At 38.0% G+C, this 19,993-nt stretch carries 18 protein-coding genes; 4 read left to right on the top strand and 14 right to left on the bottom strand.

The genetic code is table 11. The annotated features are described in order from the left end of the window. The first annotated feature begins 56 nt into the window (after positions 1-56). Positions 57-548 (top strand): SRPBCC domain-containing protein, encoded by a 492-nt coding sequence (locus Q8S11_RS14725; RefSeq protein WP_305662883.1) that lies wholly within the window; start codon positions 57-59, stop codon positions 546-548. Positions 549-1,393: 845 nt separating this feature from the next. Here the strand turns inward: Q8S11_RS14725 and Q8S11_RS14720 are convergent. Next, a complete protein-coding gene (locus Q8S11_RS14720) occupies positions 1,394-1,543 on the bottom strand; it encodes a hypothetical protein (RefSeq protein WP_305662882.1) in 150 nt (49 codons plus the stop codon). Between the two features lie 25 nt (positions 1,544-1,568). Here Q8S11_RS14720 and Q8S11_RS14715 point away from each other — a divergent pair, with 25 nt between their 5' ends. Beyond that, the gene (locus tag Q8S11_RS14715; RefSeq protein WP_305662881.1) at positions 1,569-2,579 is read left to right on the top strand and encodes a virulence RhuM family protein; all 1,011 of its coding nucleotides are present in this window, start codon (positions 1,569-1,571) and stop codon (positions 2,577-2,579) included. A 7-nt stretch (positions 2,580-2,586) separates the two neighbouring features. Here Q8S11_RS14715 and Q8S11_RS14710 read toward each other — a convergent pair whose 3' ends face one another. Further along, a complete protein-coding gene (locus Q8S11_RS14710; RefSeq protein ID WP_305662880.1) occupies positions 2,587-3,594 on the bottom strand; it encodes a carbon-nitrogen hydrolase family protein in 1,008 nt (335 codons plus the stop codon). Between the two features lie 373 nt (positions 3,595-3,967). Between Q8S11_RS14710 and Q8S11_RS14705 the strand changes: the two genes are divergently transcribed. After that, complete coding sequence (locus Q8S11_RS14705; protein ID WP_305662879.1) at positions 3,968-4,687, top strand: AAA family ATPase; 720 nt, start codon at positions 3,968-3,970, stop codon at positions 4,685-4,687. A gap of 856 nt (positions 4,688-5,543) precedes the next feature. Here the strand turns inward: Q8S11_RS14705 and Q8S11_RS14700 are convergent. The 4 genes from Q8S11_RS14700 to Q8S11_RS14685 all read right to left on the bottom strand — a co-directional run bounded on the left by Q8S11_RS14700 (position 5,544) and on the right by Q8S11_RS14685 (position 10,325). Next, the gene (locus Q8S11_RS14700) at positions 5,544-6,824 is read right to left on the bottom strand and encodes a hypothetical protein (protein WP_305662878.1); all 1,281 of its coding nucleotides are present in this window, start codon (positions 6,822-6,824) and stop codon (positions 5,544-5,546) included. Next, positions 6,817-7,704, bottom strand: coding sequence for a HEPN domain-containing protein (locus tag Q8S11_RS14695; protein WP_305662877.1), 888 nt, complete (start codon positions 7,702-7,704; stop codon positions 6,817-6,819). Before Q8S11_RS14695 ends, Q8S11_RS14700 begins: the two co-directional genes overlap by 8 nt. An 871-nt stretch (positions 7,705-8,575) precedes the next feature. After that, on the bottom strand, positions 8,576-9,094 hold the full coding sequence (locus Q8S11_RS14690; RefSeq protein ID WP_305662876.1) for a hypothetical protein: 519 nt from the start codon (positions 9,092-9,094) through the stop codon (positions 8,576-8,578). Positions 9,095-9,446: 352 nt separating this feature from the next. After that, on the bottom strand, positions 9,447-10,325 hold the full coding sequence (locus tag Q8S11_RS14685) for a hypothetical protein (protein ID WP_305662875.1): 879 nt from the start codon (positions 10,323-10,325) through the stop codon (positions 9,447-9,449). Positions 10,326-10,661: 336 nt separating this feature from the next. On the opposite strand from Q8S11_RS14685, the gene Q8S11_RS14680 reads away from it, so the two are divergent. Then, on the top strand, positions 10,662-11,066 hold the full coding sequence (locus Q8S11_RS14680; protein ID WP_305662874.1) for a helix-turn-helix domain-containing protein: 405 nt from the start codon (positions 10,662-10,664) through the stop codon (positions 11,064-11,066). Between the two features lie 122 nt (positions 11,067-11,188). Here Q8S11_RS14680 and Q8S11_RS14675 read toward each other — a convergent pair whose 3' ends face one another. The 8 genes from Q8S11_RS14675 to Q8S11_RS14640 form a co-directional block, all read right to left on the bottom strand. Further along, the gene (locus tag Q8S11_RS14675; protein WP_305662873.1) at positions 11,189-11,767 is read right to left on the bottom strand and encodes a hypothetical protein; all 579 of its coding nucleotides are present in this window, start codon (positions 11,765-11,767) and stop codon (positions 11,189-11,191) included. Positions 11,768-11,842: 75 nt separating this feature from the next. After that, complete coding sequence (locus Q8S11_RS14670) at positions 11,843-13,015, bottom strand: PD-(D/E)XK nuclease family protein (protein WP_305662872.1); 1,173 nt, start codon at positions 13,013-13,015, stop codon at positions 11,843-11,845. Next, positions 13,016-14,905, bottom strand: a complete 1,890-nt coding sequence (locus tag Q8S11_RS14665; RefSeq protein ID WP_305662871.1) for a DUF2075 domain-containing protein — start codon at positions 14,903-14,905, stop codon at positions 13,016-13,018. It abuts the gene before it with no gap. Beyond that, the gene (locus Q8S11_RS14660) at positions 14,902-15,234 is read right to left on the bottom strand and encodes a nucleotide pyrophosphohydrolase (RefSeq protein ID WP_305662870.1); all 333 of its coding nucleotides are present in this window, start codon (positions 15,232-15,234) and stop codon (positions 14,902-14,904) included. Before Q8S11_RS14660 ends, Q8S11_RS14665 begins: the two co-directional genes overlap by 4 nt. 191 nt (positions 15,235-15,425) lie before the next feature. Next, complete coding sequence (locus Q8S11_RS14655) at positions 15,426-17,855, bottom strand: hypothetical protein (RefSeq protein ID WP_305662869.1); 2,430 nt, start codon at positions 17,853-17,855, stop codon at positions 15,426-15,428. Further along, positions 17,839-18,030, bottom strand: coding sequence for a hypothetical protein (locus Q8S11_RS14650; protein WP_305662868.1), 192 nt, complete (start codon positions 18,028-18,030; stop codon positions 17,839-17,841). Before Q8S11_RS14650 ends, Q8S11_RS14655 begins: the two co-directional genes overlap by 17 nt. 7 nt (positions 18,031-18,037) lie before the next feature. Continuing rightward, positions 18,038-18,511: a hypothetical protein gene (locus Q8S11_RS14645; RefSeq protein WP_305662867.1), complete on the bottom strand. Its 474-nt coding sequence runs from the start codon at positions 18,509-18,511 to the stop codon at positions 18,038-18,040. Between the two features lie 480 nt (positions 18,512-18,991). Next, the gene (locus Q8S11_RS14640; protein ID WP_305662866.1) at positions 18,992-19,993 is read right to left on the bottom strand and encodes a virulence RhuM family protein; all 1,002 of its coding nucleotides are present in this window, start codon (positions 19,991-19,993) and stop codon (positions 18,992-18,994) included.

The raw sequence follows: 19,993 nt of genomic DNA, 5'->3' as shown, positions 1-19,993 counted from the left end.
CACCCGAATATCTTACACCCGATACCTGATACCTCACACCTGAAACCTAACAACCCATGCAAAACAAAAGTTTCACCACAAACATCCTTGTCGACAAAAGCGCGTCAGCAGCATTCAATGCAATTAAAAACTTTCGCGGCTGGTGGTCCGAAGAAATTGAGGGCAATACCGATAAGCTCAATGAAGAATTCTTTTACCATTACAAAGAAATTCACCTCTGTAAAATCAAACTGATTGAAGCCCTTCCTGCGAAGAAATTAGTTTATCTGGTGCTCGTCAATGAGTTCAATTTCGTTGATGATAAGTCGGAATGGGTCAATACCAAACTCATTTTTGATATCAAAGAAGAAAAAGGTAAAACCCTGGTACAGTTTACCCATGAAGGCCTGGTGCCAGAGTACGAATGTTATAAGGTATGCCATGATGCCTGGAGCGGCTATATTAGGAATAGTCTGTACAAATTGATCAGCAGCGGCAAAGGGGAGCCCAATCCTAAAGATGCGGATGGATTTAATGCGGAGCTGGCTGCGAAGTGGAAGCTGGATTAGCCTGGATGCTTTTAGCTTTAAGCTTTCTGCTTTAAGCTTAGGTGGTTTAACTATAAAGAAAAATTTAATTTACTATCAGATCCTGATGATTCTCAGGCTTAAGAGCATTCATCAAAACCCTTCAAATATTTTGCCTTCTTAATAAAAGATTTTGGGATCCAATTTACCCTGCAAATTATAAAGCTGCCCATTCCTGCCCGCTATCTTGAGCAGCAAAAAAATCAGGTTAAAAATCAGGATTTTTTGTAAATTTAATTCAAGCCTTGGGAAGCTCAGAACTCCGGGCTTATTTCCCAATTTAAGGCTAAAATAAGGCTGCCAGAAATAAGATTTCAATCCTGATGAATTGTCGTTGGGCGGAGTGCAAAATCTCATTAGAATTCTTTATTCAGGCCTTAAATGGAAACAATGCGTTTCCAGCGCGTTTCTTCGGGAAAATTTTCAATTTGTTCATGTAATCTACCTTAAAACGCCTTTTTTCTTCTTTTTGTTCGGGAAAAATTTCAATTCCTTCGAGTCCGCTTCGACTGCTGTTCGACTGCTGTTCGACTGGTCTTCGACTCGGGTTCGAGTCTGCTTCGAGACAGATTCCTAACAGCTTCGTGACTGCTTCAACAGGGCTTCGACTGGCTTTCGGCGGCAAGCGAAGGGCACCCGAAGAGCTGCCGAAGGATTGGCGAATCAGGGAGGAATCAGGTACGAATTTGGTACCCGGCAGAGGGGTAAATTGATTGAAATTGCTGCAAAAGCTGCGGATATTTTTTCATTATAATTAAATAATTAAACTTAAAAGGCATTTTTTTTATCTGCTTGATACAAATAACTAATTTCGATATGGTAAATAGCTACTTGCGGACATCGGGCTTGATATAGTCAAAAGATTTCCCTCGTTCCTTATCAGCCATATTGAATTTATAAATTAAATTAGCATTGCAGATAAAATCAAAATCTAAAGAGTTTAAAAACTCATATTGTGTAAGAATTGTTGCTTTCATTTTTAAAAAATAGATAATAAGGCCTGTGAATACCAGCGAAATCATCATATACCAAAACCCTGAAGGCAACATCAAAATAGATGTGCGACTGGATGATGAAACGGTTTGGCTAACTCAGGCGCAGTTGTGTGATTTGTTTCAGAAATCAAAAGCTACGATTAGTGAGCACATCAAGAATGTGTTTGAGGAGGAAGAACTTAATGCCGCGACAACTGTTCGGAATTTCCGAACAGTTCAAAAGGAAGGTCAAAGGACTGTACAAAGAGAGATTGATCATTATAACCTTGACGTTATCATTTCAGTTGGATATCGTGTGAAATCCACTCAGGGCACACAATTCCGTATATGGGCTACGCAGCGGCTCAAAGAATACATCATTAAAGGTTTTGCGCTTAATGATGACCGTTTCAAATCGGGCAGCTCCATGAATTACTTCAATGAACTGCAGGAACGCATTCGGGAGATACGGATTTCGGAACGTTTCTTTTATCAGAAGATTAAAGATATTTATACCACCAGTATTGATTACGATCCCAAAGACGAAAAGACAATTGAGTTTTTTAAGGTAGTTCAGAATAAATTGCTTTGGGCTATAAGTCAGCAAACAGCTGCTGAACTGATATATCGCAGAGTTGATGCAAGCTTACCTCTACTCGGAATGCAGTCGTTTGATAAGAATAATACCGTCTCCATCAGGAAGGCAGATATAAGCATTGCCAAGAATTACCTGATCGAAAAGGAAATAAAACTATTAGGGTTACTCGTGGAGCAATACCTGGCTTTTGCAGAAACTATGGCGCAACAGCAAACACCCATGTATATGGCCGACTGGATTCAGCGATTGGATAGTATCTTGCAAGTCAATGGCAGAGAATTGCTTAGCCATGCAGGAAAAATAAGTCATGAAAAAGCATTAAAGAAATCGGAAGCAGAGTTTGAGAAGTATAAAATAACCCAAAAAGTAATTGAAAAGGAACTGAGTCTGAAGGAGATTGAGGAAGATATTAAAAAATTGAAAAAGCCCCCAAAATTCTGATTCTCATTTAAGGTAAAAGCATTTGCTTTTTCCTAAACATTCTGGAGCGGTCAAAATAGGTATCCAGAAGTTCTATATCGAATTCCTTAACCATCTGTTTGGCAGTTACGGCTTTATCTTCACTGGAAATCATTATAGAACCAACTTTTCCGGGATCATGAATGCTAACCGCATCCCCGTATTTCGCCTTTAGCTTCTTAAGTTTATCCCAGTTATAATCCAAATGCGCCAATTCATAATCCAGGTTAATGGTGGCCAGTGTATAATTGAAGTAATTGGTACTTGTTGCGACAATCTCTCCCAGCGGATTAAGAACTTCCGAGGGCAATTGTACAACTCCAATGGCACTTACAAAATAAGAACGGCAGGAATAGGCCCATACGCTTTGCATCAATCCGCCATGGTAAACTGAGGAAAAGAGGATGATATCAGGCTGTTGTTGTGCATATTTTGCACGCAATTCATCATAATTCAAATCAAAGCATATAGCCATTCCAACCGTACCGAAATCACATTGAAAAATCGGGGCCTGATCACCCGGAATAACTCCCTGCTCCATTTCAGGAATAGTTGGGAAGTTCTTGTGGTAAGTCCCTGCTATTTTTCCGGCCCTGTCCAGTAAAATCAGGGAGTTGCGAAGGCCTTTATCAGCATTATGTAATGATCCATAGGCGATATAGCAATTATTCTCCCGCGCAATCTTTGCAAAAAAGTCTGAAAGCTTGTTTTTCCTTGCATCGACATAAATTTTTTGCTCTGAAGTACTCAAACCAACCGGCACATCACAAATTTCGGGCAATACAATCAAATCCAGTTTAGAATTAAGAACCTGATTAAGCTGGCCCTGCCAGAAACTAATCATCTGGTCCACAATAGCCTCTTGCGACTGATTTTTATTGATGTTAGGGGAAGCCCCGATTGTCGCGATTCTTACAGGTTTAGATGCCTGAGCCAGTGGTGCCAAAAATAAAAATAGGACTAGGCTGGCGATGGTAAGTTTTGAGTGGTTTTTCATACTTCTTTTTATTGGACAATTATAAAGTACCCCATTAAACCCATACCAGGCACTTCCGCCTCAGGCAGGATTTATAAAACAATATACAGCTTTTGTTGGTGAATTGGAATGGAAAACAGGGATCTCATAACTCGACTATATAAATCTTGAGCTTTTCCATTATTCCTAAATTCAATTTAAAACGGGAAAAAGAATTCTCTTATTCCGCGTTTATAGTGAAAATGCGGAATAAGAAGAAAGTTAGTCCGCGTTTAAGAGAAATAAAAAAGGTATTTCCTTTTTTTGTTAAAACCCGATTTTGTAATGTTATATCTGTAACACCTAAAGCCTAATACCTAAGCCCTACAAAAAATCACCGTATATTCACTCCATTATGGAGGCCAAGCCATTCTTAAAAGAAATCGTACTAAGCACTGAAAAAATAGCTGACAGAACTGTATATCCTTTTTCCATTCCGGCGCTGAGGAATTTTGAGTCGCTTAAATTCCATCCTGATGTAACCTTTATTGTTGGAGAAAACGGTTCGGGCAAGTCCACACTCATAGAGGCGATAGCACTCAGTCAGGGTTTTGGTTTTGATGGAGGTACCAAAGGTGTTCAATATGATCCCAGGGAGAAAGTCTCAGAGCTGCATTTTCACCTAAAGGCCATTAAAAGCTTCAGCAAACCTAACAACTACTATTTTCTTCGCGCCGAAACCTTCTATAAGGTCGCTTCCTATTTAGCTGAGATAGATCCCGACCGGGAATTTGGAGATTATCTTCACGAGTTTTCTCATGGGGAAGCCTTCATGAAGACATTAGACAGGCTTGGCAGTAAAGGACTCTATCTATTCGATGAGCCTGAAGCAGCATTATCGCCCAGCCGGCAGCTTGCCGCCCTGGCGAAGATTCACGAGCTGGCGCAAAATAAAAATTGCCAGTTCATCATTGCTACCCATTCTCCCATTCTCCTCTCTTACCCCGGAGCAATGATTTTCAGACTCGACGAAAGCGGGATCACAGAGGTTCAATATGAAGAGACCGAGCATTACCTGGTTACCAGGGAGTTTTTAAATAATTATAAAAGTATTCTGGGGAGTTTGTTGGGTTGAGTTTAATAAGTCCTGACATAAGATGATTTCGATAAGCATTACTATTTTGCCACTATGTTAAAACTGCGTTTATGAGTGTTTAATGAGCGATTATGAGTAAATTCTTTCTTAGTAATGATATTTGTAGTGTAATTGTATCTGATGTCAGATTTTGAACGGATTAAGCTGACAAGGATATGACAAGAAAGAGACAAATTGAATATCTTCTTTGTACCATGTTCGCACCAAGTTGTCACCCACCGGATCAGATTTTTGACCGGTCAACCGGTCAATTTCGGTCAAGTTTTGTGCTGTTCCTGACTTCTTCTCATTTTGTGCTGTGCCGTTATACAGGGAATTCAATTTTTCACAATTAAAATTCATCAATTATGGGAACGATGAGTTTAATAATTAATGTTGTGCTAAAAGATCATTTTGGGAATCGCTGGAAACTCTATGGATAGCTTTTGGCATTTTGTCTGAACTATGATTTTTTTGATTAGCTTGATTGAAATGATTCATAATAATCAAATTAATCATCTGAATCATAGTTCAGACAACAGCAACGGCGGGATGCCAAACTGTACAACAGCTAATTACTGTTGTAATGAAAAATCAATTTTCGTAATCGCTGGAAACTCTAAGGGCATGGCGACGATTGAAGCGAAGTTTCAATAAATATGTGCCTCTAAAGAACTTATTGAAGCTCTATTAAAGCCTATGTTTCTATGTGGTTCAACATATTCAGTTTCATAATAAATCTCCAGGGCGCTGTGCTTAAATTGTACAACAACGAACATCGTTTTTGAAACCAATGATCACAAAACTTTTAGCTGCTTAAACCGAACTCTCCTTAACCTATAAGACTTGATCCGATTCAGAAACCAGAACCCCGCCCTTCCCCAAAAACAGAGCGGATGTACTCAAGTTCCCGGAGCGTACCTATACCCCAAATCTTACCATAGTCCGCTTTCAAAACCCCCATTTTAAACCCAAGCTTACTAAAATTCTCAAGCAACAGGCAGTCCTTATAAGAACCTAAGAGGTAGAATGTCATTGGGTCTTGTCTTGAACTAATGAAAAATGCCGTGTTTAACTGATGGGGGATAAATGTGCGGCCTTTCACTTTAAATTTTAATGCCAGTTCAAAATAATCGCCCTTATCGAGGCACTCGATAATCAGCTCAGGCACCGCTATGGAAAAACGGCATTGTCTTAGCCACTTTTTCCTTGGCCTGCCTTTTACGTTTTTTATTCCGAACGTAAAATAGTAATAGGTATGATCCTGCATTGCAAGGGTACAAATTTGCTGCTGCCATAAATTGAATAATTCTTCAGCTTGCATACAGCTAGCTGAATTCTGTTCTCCTTCCAGCGGCGCCAGTTCTCTCATCCGGTAACAAGCTTCGTTTAGCATTGACTGCGATTCATTAAAAGGGAGAAAGGGCAATTGCTGGCCTTCGGTAATAAAGGCCGAAAAGGATTTTATTTTAGCAAGGTCTTGAGTACATGAACCATAAAATGGAATCAGGAAGGGATAATGCGGGGAATGCAGAGACCGCATATTCGTATCGGCAAGAATATATCCTATGCAGTGATGGGGATTAGTAATAAAGGTCTTTTCTTTTTTGACAAGCTTGCGGGCTAGGGGTGCATCATTACCCGTTCTAACAGGAGGCAGCGGATACCCCGGCTTATAAAATGCCGGGTATTTCGGTTTAAGGTATACATCAAGTCCCTTGCGGTCATTTATAATGTTGAGGTATTTACTTTTTCCGGTCTTCGGGTCGAAAAAACCGGGCCAATAATACTTGTCAAAATCAAACGATTTGCGCAGCCACAGCAATTCATGCAAGGCAAAATAAGCATAGCGACTCAGGTAATGTTCATCGGTGTCTACGGTGCAATTAATCCAAAGCTCTGTTTCGCGAACCCTGATCAGTACCCGCTCCTCGCATTCATCGGCGATGCGGACACCGATCGTTAAGACCTCCCTGCGGAAAGACATCATCCGGATAGTAACCGGCAGATAAGGCTTGTGCGGACGGCGGAAAGCAGAATGCGCATTCAGTGTGCTCAGTCTGAGGATCCGCTTACCTTTTTCGAGAGGCAGTCTGAAAAAGGAATATGCCTGCCTTGAATTATTTTCATTAGACATCAGCCGCCTCACTTTCCCCCTTTTGATACACTTCAATGCAGTGCTGAAGCTTATCAATTTTCCTACTGCATAATACTTTTACGAGTTCCAGAAAAGAAGTGACCTTGGTAAACAAGAGTTTGGCATCTTCCTGATCGACCAAAAAACTGCCCGAATAACGCGCCTGTGAATAGCTTTTCACCAGGATATCAAATAGCTTCGCATCCGATTCAGTCCCCGTTATAAATAATTTAAAAGGTTCTTCAGAAAAGCATCTGCACAAAAATAACAGCCGCTGAATGTTATGAAAATCTGCCCGGTAACCCATTACAATCCTCACCAGCAGGCTGCAGCATTGCTCCACCGATTGGTGCATCATAAACACACTTAAATTATACTGCCCTTTATCCAGGTAAATGCCGGCTCCCTCAAGGAATCCTTCAGCCAGCGGCATCCGGTGTTTCCAGTGTTTCCGGGCTTTAATTACACTTTGCCAGGGATTAAATTCCGGGAGGTCCTGATCAGACAGCAATCCGTCTGCCGCATAGATCAGTTCCCCGTTTTGAAGTACCTGAATAAAAAACCTGCTGTTTGCCTGTATCGCCTCATTTACGGCTTCTTTACTATGGCATAATATGCTTATGCGGCCATAATTAAAATGACTATTACAATAATCCTGGATCTCGTAATCCATACGGCATTTGGACCCGGTAATGATGAGCAGGCAATAATGTACATGCCTATCCACTTCTGAGCCGAAGCAGCCCTTAAGCTCATAAGAAAGACTCTGGCTGCTAAAGCAGATGATCCTGAGGGGTTCAAACTTAGCAATAAGTGTTGTCAGGAAATTTCGAAATTGTGCTCCCGCCGATTTTTGAGTAGGTGTTATTAGTTCTTGCATATCCCTTCAATTTTTGTTAAGTTCAATAATTGAAGGGCGGTACCGAACCATAGGGACTGGTATTTTACCATAAATGGTTTGTTTTTTACCGCATAAATAGTTTTATATATTTGAGTGATGGAAACGCCTCGTACCCCAGGCAGAACGGGATTCCGGGTACCTTTCAAATTCTTACACCTAGCTTACTCAAGCCTCAGCTATCCTTATTTATATTCTACACAAGGCCGCAGGCCTTCTGGTATCAACTAGTGTTATGTCACTCATCAATTGATGGATAAAGTTTCAATAATTTCATCCGCTCATCGTCACAGGTAAACTGCCATAATGTTTAAGCCTCCTTAGTATTCCGATTTGTTCATCAACGTATTTATGACATGACACCCGTACGGTTGCTCAATAGGCTCCAGCTTTAGCTGGGGTCAACGTTTTGTTCGTTTTCGGGCTTCAGCCCAATATTCAGCAATAGGTGAGGAAAATTACATTGGGCTTCAGCCTGATAGCTGGAAATTCTGGCGCTGAAGCACCAGTAGTTGTTCCGTTCTGCCCGTTTAGGTTTTGGGCTGAAGCCCGCTCTGAGAACCGGATCTTAACCCGGAGCTAAAGCACCGGGCTATTAAGCGATACGTCAAAATATTTATGACATGACACTAGTATTTTTGGGGGACATTAAAAAAAGGAGTGGATTTGCAGGAATCAATCTTCACTCGTTTTGCAAGATACTTATTAAACGCTCGTCTAATTTTTATCCGAAATACTTTAAGGAGGGCTTGCGGCCATAATAAGCAACTGCCTGGATCATTACATGACTATCAGCAGCCAAAAGATTTCAAAACCTACAAACGTGATGACAAAGAAAATTTCATTAAGCCCGCTAGCATGATCTTTTGGTGCATGCTGTCCACCCATCCCAATCAAACCAGACTCTGTCCAGCTGGTATTTAGCAATATTCCTGCCTCTGCTCTTTCGGTGCGGTACCTTAACCAAAAGCGGAGCTTCCGATTCTATCGTTTTAAACAGCTTTATTTTTAATTTACTACATGCCGGAAAGTTTATCTCGGATTTATCAAAGGGGATTTTCTTCTTTTTGACCTTTAGCGGCTGATCACTCATATACTCTGCAATAGCAACATTCCAGGCGGAGCGGAAACCCAGTATGGCAGCTTTGATGCTGTAATCCTGTTTCAAACCCTGATTTGCAATAACCATGCGTGCAAAAGAAACGGCATCTGCAAAGCGTCTGCGCTCCTGTTTTTGCTTTTCTGAGTAGATAACAGCACTCCTGTCCGGAAATTTGGAAACAACAGTCTTCCCCCCGCATTGCCTGTATAGCAGCTGACGGTCTATGTTTCCACTGAAACCCTGAAAAAGTGCTGAAGTTTGAATAGCCATTTTCTTAATTCCTGATTGAATTTACGAATATGTACCCTGTTTATCAAGAACTTAAATTAAAAACAGGAAAAAATAAAGCTAAAGAGAGAGCTTTGGTAGTTCTTAGATACGTTTAGTGCATAGACATTTTACGTTCAGATGCTGTTAAAACTGAGTTTTTGGATTGAAACCGGAAAATTGAAGATGATGCTTTTGAAAAAACATCAAAACAGGGAGATCGCTGGAATATTAGCGTTTCCCGCTCCCGGCGAAGAAGGAGCTTACTCAAAGTGGAATTCTTAAAGACGAATTTTCTTTTATAAATTATGAATCAATAGTCAAACTACTGAGAACCAAAACAGATATAGTTTGCTTACAATGAGGCTTGAACAGCAGTTGTTTTCGAATATTCAACCAAATCATCCTGTTCTATTAAACTAACTCTTTCTGGCTTATCCAGCAAACGTATGGCATTATCGTATGCTTTAAATAGCGAGCGAATTTTCGGCTTTGCCAGAATAACATCAAATTGAAAATTATTTTTTTCGGCGAAAGTATCAAGATCCAGAAACTGACCAAAGTATTGGTATGCTTTTCTCATGATTGTTTCCGACCGCACCAGATCAAAACTCACAGGTTTGACTAAGTGCAAGTTTTTTTCACCCTTCCATGCCACGTCGAACTTTATTTTTGATGCTTCGTTTGGATCTATTGAATAGTCAAAGTACAAGCGGGTGTTTTCGTTTTCCACAGGTGATTGTTTTGAGTATTCTTTTAGAAGCTTTTTGTACTTATTTAGCAGAACAATTTCATCCACTCGTTTAGCGGCATTCTCCTGGGTCTGGAAAACCGAGAAATAAAGATTATATAACTGGTTTTTTATGTGTTCCAGGTTTGAAGTGTACAGTACAGATGTCCTAAAATTACCGAATTGAAGTGCAGAAGAATCCGAAGGCATAAATTCCTTCTCTAAAAAGGTCTGCAGTGATTTACTTAAATCATAATCGCTAAACAACTCGGGATTTAAATTTAACTCTGATACCCTTTTTTGAAAATATCTGAAATAAGATTTGATGGTTTTCTCGGGGGCATTTGGATAGGCAAAACGAAGTCTTATTAATTTTTCAGGGTATATAAATTCTAATTGCTTTTTTACCGGAAAATAAACAAACAGTCCAATATTCAACACTTCCCCTAACAATTGAGAGTGGTGATACTGTAAAAGGCAATATGTATAGTTTCCGTTATTCATGAAATTAGTCCTGATAAGAGGGTACGAAATTTGGCCTGTCAAAATTCAATTTGAATAAATATATAATGCTTGAAAAGAGAAAAAACCCCCTGAGTGTGCATCGCGGAGAGGCACAGGAGGTGTATTGGCTTAAACATTTACCCAAAAGCAGAAAAGGCGCTCTAAGAAATCAAAATTGTACTCCCGAAAATCGTTGAGTAGGTGCATTTCGTTCTTGCATATCCCTTCAATTTTTGTTAAGTTCAATCATTGAAGGGCGGTACCGAACCATAGCGACTGGTATTTTACCATAAATGACTTGTTTTTTACCGCATCGAAATTTTATATATTTGAATTATGGAAACTACAACGCCACCTACCGCTCATATTGGAAAAAAGATCAGCAGAATCCGCGAATTAAGGGGAATGAAGCAGGAGGTTTTGGCTGCGGAATTAGGAATTAGCCAGCAGGCGGTTTCGAAGATCGAGCAGAGTGCGGAGGTTGAGGAGGGAGCGTTGGAGAAGATTGCCAAGGTATTGGGGGTGACAGTTGAGGCGGTGAAGAATTTTAACGAAGAAGCTGTTATAAATTACTTTAACACATTTAATGATAACAGTACAAACAACGGAGCCGTCTATGCATTTAATAGCACTTTTAATCCAATAGATAAGATTGTTGAGCTATATAACGAAAAGGTCGAACTGCTTGAAAGATTACTACAGAGCGAGCGTGAGAAAAATGATCTACTAAGGGGGAAGTAACAGGGTTTCTATCAATTGTTTGAAAGGAAGTTGTCTGAGGATTCCTAATGATCAATCTGATTGAAATGTCAAATTTTAAACTAGGGACCATTGCTTCGCAGTTCTAGAGGATTCTGTAAGATTTAAATGTCTAATCTTTTCCCATTGAACATGCTTTCCAAATCTTCTTCTAACTGATCATGAAAGGACTTACCCCATAAACATTGATCTTTTGTTCTCAGGCTCTGTGATTCACTTCCCTCCCAATTTCTTACATCTTTAACGAACTGTAAGTACGCTTTCCAACGATTTTGCTTATCACCAATATTTGTTAGATCAACAGGCTTTTTCTCCACCTTCTTGTAAAGCTCACCAGCAACTCTGTAGTCATAAATCGTAAAATCATTGGGATATAAGATGGTAAGAATTGCGCTGGCCATGGGCAGACCTATTCCATCGAGATCAAGGAGAATTCCCATTCTTGTCTCATGATTAGTAGCAGTGTAAAGTTGATTTGTCAGGAATTTCACTCCTTCTGTAAGGTTTCCATTAGCATTTTTTGCAATACTTGCAGCAATCTGTTTTTTCGGACGGTTGGATTTCCAGATAACTATGCTAAAGAATTCTTTAGTGGTAAGTACCTTGTTTCGGTGAAAATTAATATTGACCTCATCTTCCAGGTATTTTTCCAAAAAATAATATTTTGAATAGTCTTCAGTCATTGTTAAAATATTAGAGATAAATTAAAATCAAGTATTCCTTTAAAAATAAACTTGAATAAAATGGGCCATCAAATTTTATAACGGATATTCTCCAATTAATCCATTAATCTCTTTTACTTTGGTATAGATAACGTTTTTGATTGAACCGTCAATAATTGCCAGCCAGGGCTCCTTGCTTTCCCAGTCAAGATAGGGTTGTTCCATCTTTTTGTAGAAAGGCCACCAGCTATTTGAATTGCCTCCTAACTCTTTTAGAATATCAAATGTTTCTGTAATTGTTTTGTCATCGACATTTGCTGCTTCCTCATCCAAAGAAATGCCATAGACAAGGTTACTTGCATAATTCTGAAACTGGAAATTTATACTGGCTTTATTCCAGGTCTTTCTATAAAATATAAAACCATTATATTTTTTATTCCAATCTATTGAATATTCAAATATCAAATCCAATTCGTCTGCGATTTCTTGAAGTATCGATTTGAAGCGATCAAGCAATAAAATACAAGCTTCATCAACGTTTGAGGATATAGCAAAGGCCGCTTCAAGATATTCTTTATCCTTTGTGATAAGTTCAGCTAGTTCGTTTTTCATGTCGTTATTGATGGTTTTACCGGTTAGATATTTTACAATATTAAGATATTGTGTTATTGTCTCTCGTAGTAAAGGATGCGAAACTGCTTCCATCCTGCATTTATGGAGCCAGTTTAAAATATGATGGTTGTAATTTCTAATGTGAAAATCCTTCCCAAGTTCCAGGTCTTTGCAGCTAAATTTTGAAACTTCATTAGCATGAAGGCATAAATATATCAGATGTGCTTTGGGATTAGAGTTGAAGTATCTTACTAGCTGGTTTTCCTGATCGCCAGCATAAATCTTATTTTCTATAAAGATTTGCGTATTATTTTTATCACTTATAAAGATGTCAATTCTACCACCTCTTGTTTTGTCGGCACTAATTGGCCCAATATATTTCTCTACTTCGACTATTGCCGTATTAGAATCAAATACAAAATCACTTCCAATGAACTCTTCGACGAATAATTTGAGAAATACATCTCCATGGAGATGTTCACCTTTAGGGTTTAACAGGTCTGCAATAAATGCCGAATGTAATCTGTTTTCAGCCGTACCCATTTTGAGGATCTGAAATATATTATATCCCTCACCTGTAATTCTGGTAATTTCCTTGTATTTTTTATTTATGACAATCACCTGGTCTAAAAGCCGATATTGAGTTGTTTGAATCATCTATTTGAAATTTTGATGGTTTAATGGATCGTTATCAATTTTGAGATTGTCTTTCAAGTACTCCCCAGTCTCCTCATCCACGCAATAAACATAACACCCCTTCATGCCCCGGGTCATCAAAGTCCGGTAGGTGTTTTTAATTATCTTATCCATTTCTGCCATAGTTTTCTCAGGATCAGATTTCAACCTTGACTTATAGCCTTTAACAGAAGAATCATTTTTAGATCGTTTAGCCGGATTGGTAATTACCTGGCCATTTCTAACAATCAGATCATCCCCTACAATCACACCTATGTAGTCTACCTCTAAGCCCTGACAGGTATGGATGCAACCAATTTCACTAACAGAATCCGGGCTCATTATCCATAAGCTACCGTCGGTTGTGAGATTCCAGCGCATAGCAAAATCAAATTCCGGCATACAAATGTCAAACGCCTCGGGATTTTTCTGACTTACCCAGTCCCAGCAATAACCGGCTACCATCCGTGATTTATTTCTATGCTTATTTTTTTCGACAATCAGATTACGAAGTTCAACCGGTGATTTCAAAACTCTGAAATCATACTCCTTTTGATCAAGGAGAGTATTAGCTGTTTCCCGGATTTGCAAAGTATGATCCAACCAGGCCAGATATCCATCCGATCCATTGCATCTGAACTGTGAACTAAGCTCCATCTGATGGACCTTAGCGCCCATAGATTCTGCCCATCTGACAATTTCCTGCTTTTCTCCAATATCCAGCAGAGTAACTTTCTGATCTTCATCGACAAAAAACACAGAGAATTTTGAAGCTTGGATTAGTTCTTTAATTTGATTTTCGCCCAGGTTCTTAAACATACCCGACTTTGCGTTCAGGCGATGGGCTTCATCAACTATTAATGCGTCAAATGTATTTTCAGGCGTGTCGATATATGCACCTGAGCCTTTGAACAGATTAGATATGACAGTTTTTTTTAATGTGCCGGTCAGTTTACTTTCATATACACTTCGGGGTGCTGCATTCTTTGTTACATATTGTGCCAGTAAACCTTTTTCAGTCAATTTTACAAGCAGGTTAACTGCCACAACTGATTTACCTGTACCCGGCCCACCTTCAACAATCAAAACGTTTTTACTGGATTCAGAAGATTGCGCAGCCAGCATAGCCGTTTCATACACAATCTTTTGATCGTCAATCAATATGAACTCATCTTTACCGGTAAGCATAGCTGCAAGACTATCAGCCAGGCTTTTAGAAGGTTTAATACGACCATGATCAATACGATATAAAATATTTGTGCTATCGCCAAATTTGACGAACTGTTTTATAAATTCCCGTAGTTTGTGAGCATCCGGTTTTAAGAACATCGGAGCCTTTTCTATATATTCTCCATAGAAAGGGTTAGTTATTACCCCATCATCTGTATAATTATGCAGGTAAGCACACGGTCTTAATTGAATTTTTTCCTCATAGACAGTTTCATTAAAGCCGTTCAACAATGCTGAATATGACCAGGCCTGATAACAAGGGTGTGTTGTTTCCGTTAAGCGCCCCTGGAAGTGAGTTTTTATAATGCTGTCTTTGTTAGTTAATTCAGCTGTGGACCATTGTTTTAGCTCAATAAGAATGGCGTGATCAATTTTGTCTTTGTTAAGACCGGTAATGATAAAGTCAAGCCGTTTCGATGTTTGTGGAATATGGTATTCTATCGCAACATTACAATCTGGGGGAATCTCAGAATCGTGAAGAACATTACTCATAAACTGCAAGGAATTTCTCCAGGAGGCGAGTTCACTTAATCCAACCCGCTTATTGCCGTAAGCGATCATCTCTTCATGGACAATGTTTTCGATATCGTTGGAAAGGATATCATTTAGAAACCCTGCTTTACTTGCCTGGTAGATGATCATCCGAGTTCGTTGTATTTCTTAGAGGTTCCTTTAGATTTATCCACCGGATATTTCTCCGCGTTTTTGCTAATCTTGTTTAAGACAATCTCATCTACATCCAGATTGTATTTTTCTGCCAGAAGGAGAGCATAGGCAAAAATATCTGCAAGTTCTTCTTTTACCTTTTCAACATCGGCTTCTTCAGGCTTTTTCCAAAGAAACAATTCGTTTAACTCGGATGCCTCAATAGATATTGCAAGTGCAAGGTCTTTGGGGTTATGAAATTGTTCCCAGTCACGATCGTTTCTGAATTCAATGAGTTTTTGTTGGAGGGATTGCCAGTTGTTCATAATGCAAGATAAATGTTTTGGAGCCGACATGCACCATTAGGTTCACATGGGCTTCACCAGCAGTAGTTTATCAAATATCCCATAAAATAGCTTTTAGGTTCTTTGTTGTTATGATCTTATGTATTTTGATCAACATTCAACAAAGAAGGAAAGTATCATTTAAATAGGGAGCAGTTTTTAAGTTCACTTATTTATTCTTTCCAATCATATTTAGTCTTATCGCAACCGCACCTAATTTTCTTAGCGACGTTGTCATAATTTTTCATGGAAACTTTAGGTCTTTTACATTCTGTATCTTGACAGGTAAATATTTGCTCGAATTCTTGTATATCTGTCCAAAATGCTTTTAAATCCCCCAGTTTTGGGTTAAATGGATTATCATGTGAAAGCAAATTACCTAGTAATACTGAGTTAGTTACACGTTCAATAACCGGGAATTTTGCTTTTAAATCCTGGCCACCATTTTTATTTATTTTTGATTTTAATTCACTTAATAATTCATCTGGCATTCTTTTCTCATTCACGTCGTTCAACCTGAAACTAACCTTTACATCAAAATTCAAGCAGATTTCTTTTAGTGTAAATTCTAAATATTTCCTGATTGGATTTCCTAAAGCCTCAATAGAGCTTTTAGCAAGCTCTGTTTCGATAAAGGCTTTCAAATCATTTGGCTTTTCTTCTAGGTATGTTCCATCTGACTCTGTCCACTTTATCTCTCCAATTAGCCAGTTTTTTCTTTTAGCCAATTGTCGGACATACTTGAACCATTCAGCTTCATGTGTCAACAAGACTATCTGGTAATCAGAAAATTTTTCAAATAATAAATTAGCAAACCTTTGTCTGTGATTGGTGTCAAAGCTCGAGATTACATCGTCCAGAATTATAAACTTGTTAATTTTATTAAAAGCAATAACCGATGCTAAGAAAAATGAGATACCAAAACAATTAAGGTGTGATTCACTAAAATATTTCTGAGGTGGTGAAACCCAAACATCATTGTATTTATATTCAATAGTAATGCCATCCAGATCATCATCTTCACCAATAATTACAATTCTGATTTCCTGGAATAATTCGCCAGGGTTCATGTATTGGTAAAAGTCGTTAATGTAACCAGAGAATGTATTTATAAAATTATCTAATCCCTCCTTTTGCCGTTTAACAAATTCATTGTATATCAGTTCTAAAGAGTTTTTTTGGTGTTCAAGCTTTTCTCTTTCCTTTTCAAATTGCTTTATCTTCAAAAAAGCATCTTTTGCTGCAGATACATTTGCATATAACTCAGTTGAGTTATCGCTTTTCATCCTAGCTTTTAGGATTTCAATCCTATCTGCAATTGTACCTTGAATATTAAAATCCGCTTCAGTAAGGATTAGAGTTTCTGCATAAGGCAATTTGTTTCCTGAAGTAACTTTTTCAGTAGCTGCCTTTTGATAATTTATTAGTCTTTGCTTCAAACCATTCAATGAATGTTTAATATTCTCATTTTCTGGTTCGTTTAAAGAAATATCACTCATTGCCATCTCAACTCTATTGAGTCTATCTGAACAAATGTTTAAAATCGATTGTTTTGCAACATCAAATGCAGCTTTCTTTTTTGTAGATTCTTCAATTTCTTTTAAGCGGTTTTGTATATCTAGCCTTAATTCTTCAATGCTTTGTGGCTGAAGGCAAAGGGGACAGCTGTCTTCTTTATGAAATTTCTTGGTTAATACTGTTTCTCCTGATTTTAATAGCTCGGCTAAAAAGGTTTTCATGATGCCTTGAACATCATCAGCTATTTTATTAAATTCATCGAAATATTTCTTAAACTCCACATCAATAAACAATACTTCACTCTTAAAAGTAGAGAGAAAGGCACTGGTGTTTTCTAAAAATTGAAGTTCTGTCAGCTGTTTAGTATTAGCGGGTTTTTTAAGATGATCTAGGAAAATATTAATATCATCAATGGATGTAACTGTTATGCCAGTATTTAATGACACAATTATTTCATTTATCTTTTCGAATAAATTTCTCTCCTGACTAACTGCAGCACCAATTTTTTCAATTAATGTTTGTTTTTGAACATTAATCTGAGCTTCAAAATTTTGAGTTTTAATTTCCGATTTAATCGAATTAAATGCTTTTCTTAAAACGTCTTTTGTTTTGGTAACCTCAGAAAAGCCAATAATATCAGAAAGAAATTTTAACTTATCTCCTTTTGTCTGATCAACAAAGTCTCTTAAGAATTGATAACGCAGAATCAAGTTTTCATTTTCTGACTCTGAAAAATACTTTTCAAACTCTGTTGTTGAATTAGAAATTTCTGATATTAATTTCCCTTTCTTGTAAATGAGGCTTTTAGTCGTATTAAAAATATTTTTATTGTACTCAACTTTAACAAAGGAATTATCGGAATTGGCTAAATAAGCATTTCTTAAAGCATCTTTCAAATCGATCTCGCTACCAGCCAGATGAGATACCTTGTCTGTATAAAACCATTCAACAGAGTCAGATATACTACTTTTCCCTGTTCCATTATCACCATATAATAAAATGGATTTTTCGTTTAATGGAAGTGTCACCGTGTTCATTATTCCACGGATCCCAGAAATTAATATATTTTCAATCTTTGTCACCATTTTGAAGCCTTAGTTTTTGTAATTCATTTACAACATTCTTATCTGAAAGCTTATTAGTAAAATATAACTCAGTCAGACTTTTAGCAATTTCCTTATCAACATTTTCAATAGTTGCTATATCTGTAAAAAAAGCATCAAGGATTTCCTTGCCTGATTTAACATCATCTTCTTTCATGCATTTGTTATTTAAAATAGTCCCAATCAATTTTAAAATCTGTAGTCAGTGTATTATTAAGGATTTCAAATCCAGTTTTATTATTGCAGATGGGGTAAACTCCAAAATGCTCTACGAAATTTAGAATAAAATAACTCTCTAGGTCTTCCACCCTAAATGCCCAAATATTTCTAAGCATTTCAATATTTATATAAGTAAACCATAACGGTTCAATTTTTCGATAGTTAGATAGCCCTATATTTTTGGATTTTCCATCAAAATGACCGCCTAGCCTGCTCCTTATACTATTTGTTCTTTTTTCACTCATTCCTATATAGAGCAATTTTGATTTATTAAACGGATATTGAACCTGAATGGATGAAGTGAAGATAAAATATAAGCCTGCAATACCATTCAGTGGCTTTATGTTGGTAGCTTCAAAAGGCTTAGGGGCATCAAAATAGATTGTAATTGTATTTTTTTCTAAATCACCCTGCATCATTTTTCTGTTTTTTTAAATTACAATCTAATAATTTTATATGATAAATGTTTCTAAGGCATCATTGTGCATTTTATAAGAGTGATTAGGTCATTACAATCATGTTCTATATCCGCTAGAAATTCACTTTGTTCATGCTGTTCTATAAATACTATTGAAATGGCTAAGATGATGTAGAAGCTTTATAGCCTTTAGTAATCCTAAAATAAGAATGCCCCCTAAGGAAATTTTGCATTTCCATTCGGACGCGCTAATTGCTTGGATTCCATCACGTGGATCCGATTTCCTGAATTGGTAATTACTGCGTGCTTTCTATATAATTTCTGGAGGTACTCTCGTTTGTTCTTCCCAATGAGAGAATTTTCGGAACCTTTACCAAGGTGCCAGTTGGCGGTGCGTAAGATTCTCATAACTACAATGCCTTAATCTTCAAGACCTCACCAGAGGTTTCCATAGACAATTTATCGAATGCATTCTTGATTCTTAATTTCCATCTTTTTTCTTTTTAAGCTGTTTATGACTTTGTTCTAAGTGCTGTACAAAGTCCCTTTCTGCTTTAGATAATTCGTTTTTAAGGTTTTGTTTATAGGCCGAATAGTGCTCTTTCGCTTTATCCAGGGCTTTTTGATGGCTAACGGCGCCGGCATGACTTAAAATGCTATTCCCGGTCATTTGTAAAAAATCATCCACACGTTGCAGCCAATCGGACATATACATGGGTTTACGGTTCAGGGCCTGCAATTCCGCAACTTCTAAATAAGCAGTCACCATACGGTTGAGTACATTTAATTCCTGCTCATTTAAATAATTTTTGGCAATGGTAGTTTCCTGCTGTGTGGGTTGCTCTCCTTTAAAGCTTGTGAGTCCCAGAAAAGGTTTTGCCGCATCTATACGACTGTATATAACTTCGGCAGCAGTTTGTCCGTGTGCTGCCCAATGCATTTTGTTCTGTATGGTTTTAAAAAATGTTACTGAAGCTTCGGCAGTAGGGTCGTAATCCACACTGGTCGCATAGATATCCAATACTTTCCTCCAGAATACTTTTTCAGAAGAACGAATGTCTCTGATGCGGGCTAATAGCTCTTCGAAGTAATCGCCGCCGCCTGCTTGTTTAAGCAATTCGTCGTTCATCGTAAAACCTTTCACGATATATTCGCGAAGTCTGGCCGTAGCCCATTGGCGAAACCGGGTTCCCTGTAAGCTTTTTACCCGATAACCTACAGAGATGATTACATCGAGGTTGTAATGATTAGTTAGGTAATCTTTTCCGTCTGCGGCAGTTATTCGGAAATTCCGAACAACTGAATTCTCATCTAATTCCCCCTCTTCAAAAATGTTTTTTATGTGCTCGCTTATGGTAGATTTTACTTTACCAAACAATTCGATCATTTGCGCTTGCGTAAGCCAAACTGTTTCGTTTTCTAAACGGGCTTGTATTTTAGTTTGTCCGTCTTCCGACTGGTATAAGATTAACTCAGAATCCAT

The organism is Daejeonella sp. (assembly GCF_030695525.1).
In the GTDB taxonomy this organism is placed as follows: domain Bacteria; phylum Bacteroidota; class Bacteroidia; order Sphingobacteriales; family Sphingobacteriaceae; genus Daejeonella.
The sequence above is the reverse complement of the archived record's forward strand: the minus strand, read 5'-3'. Positions and strand labels throughout refer to the sequence as shown.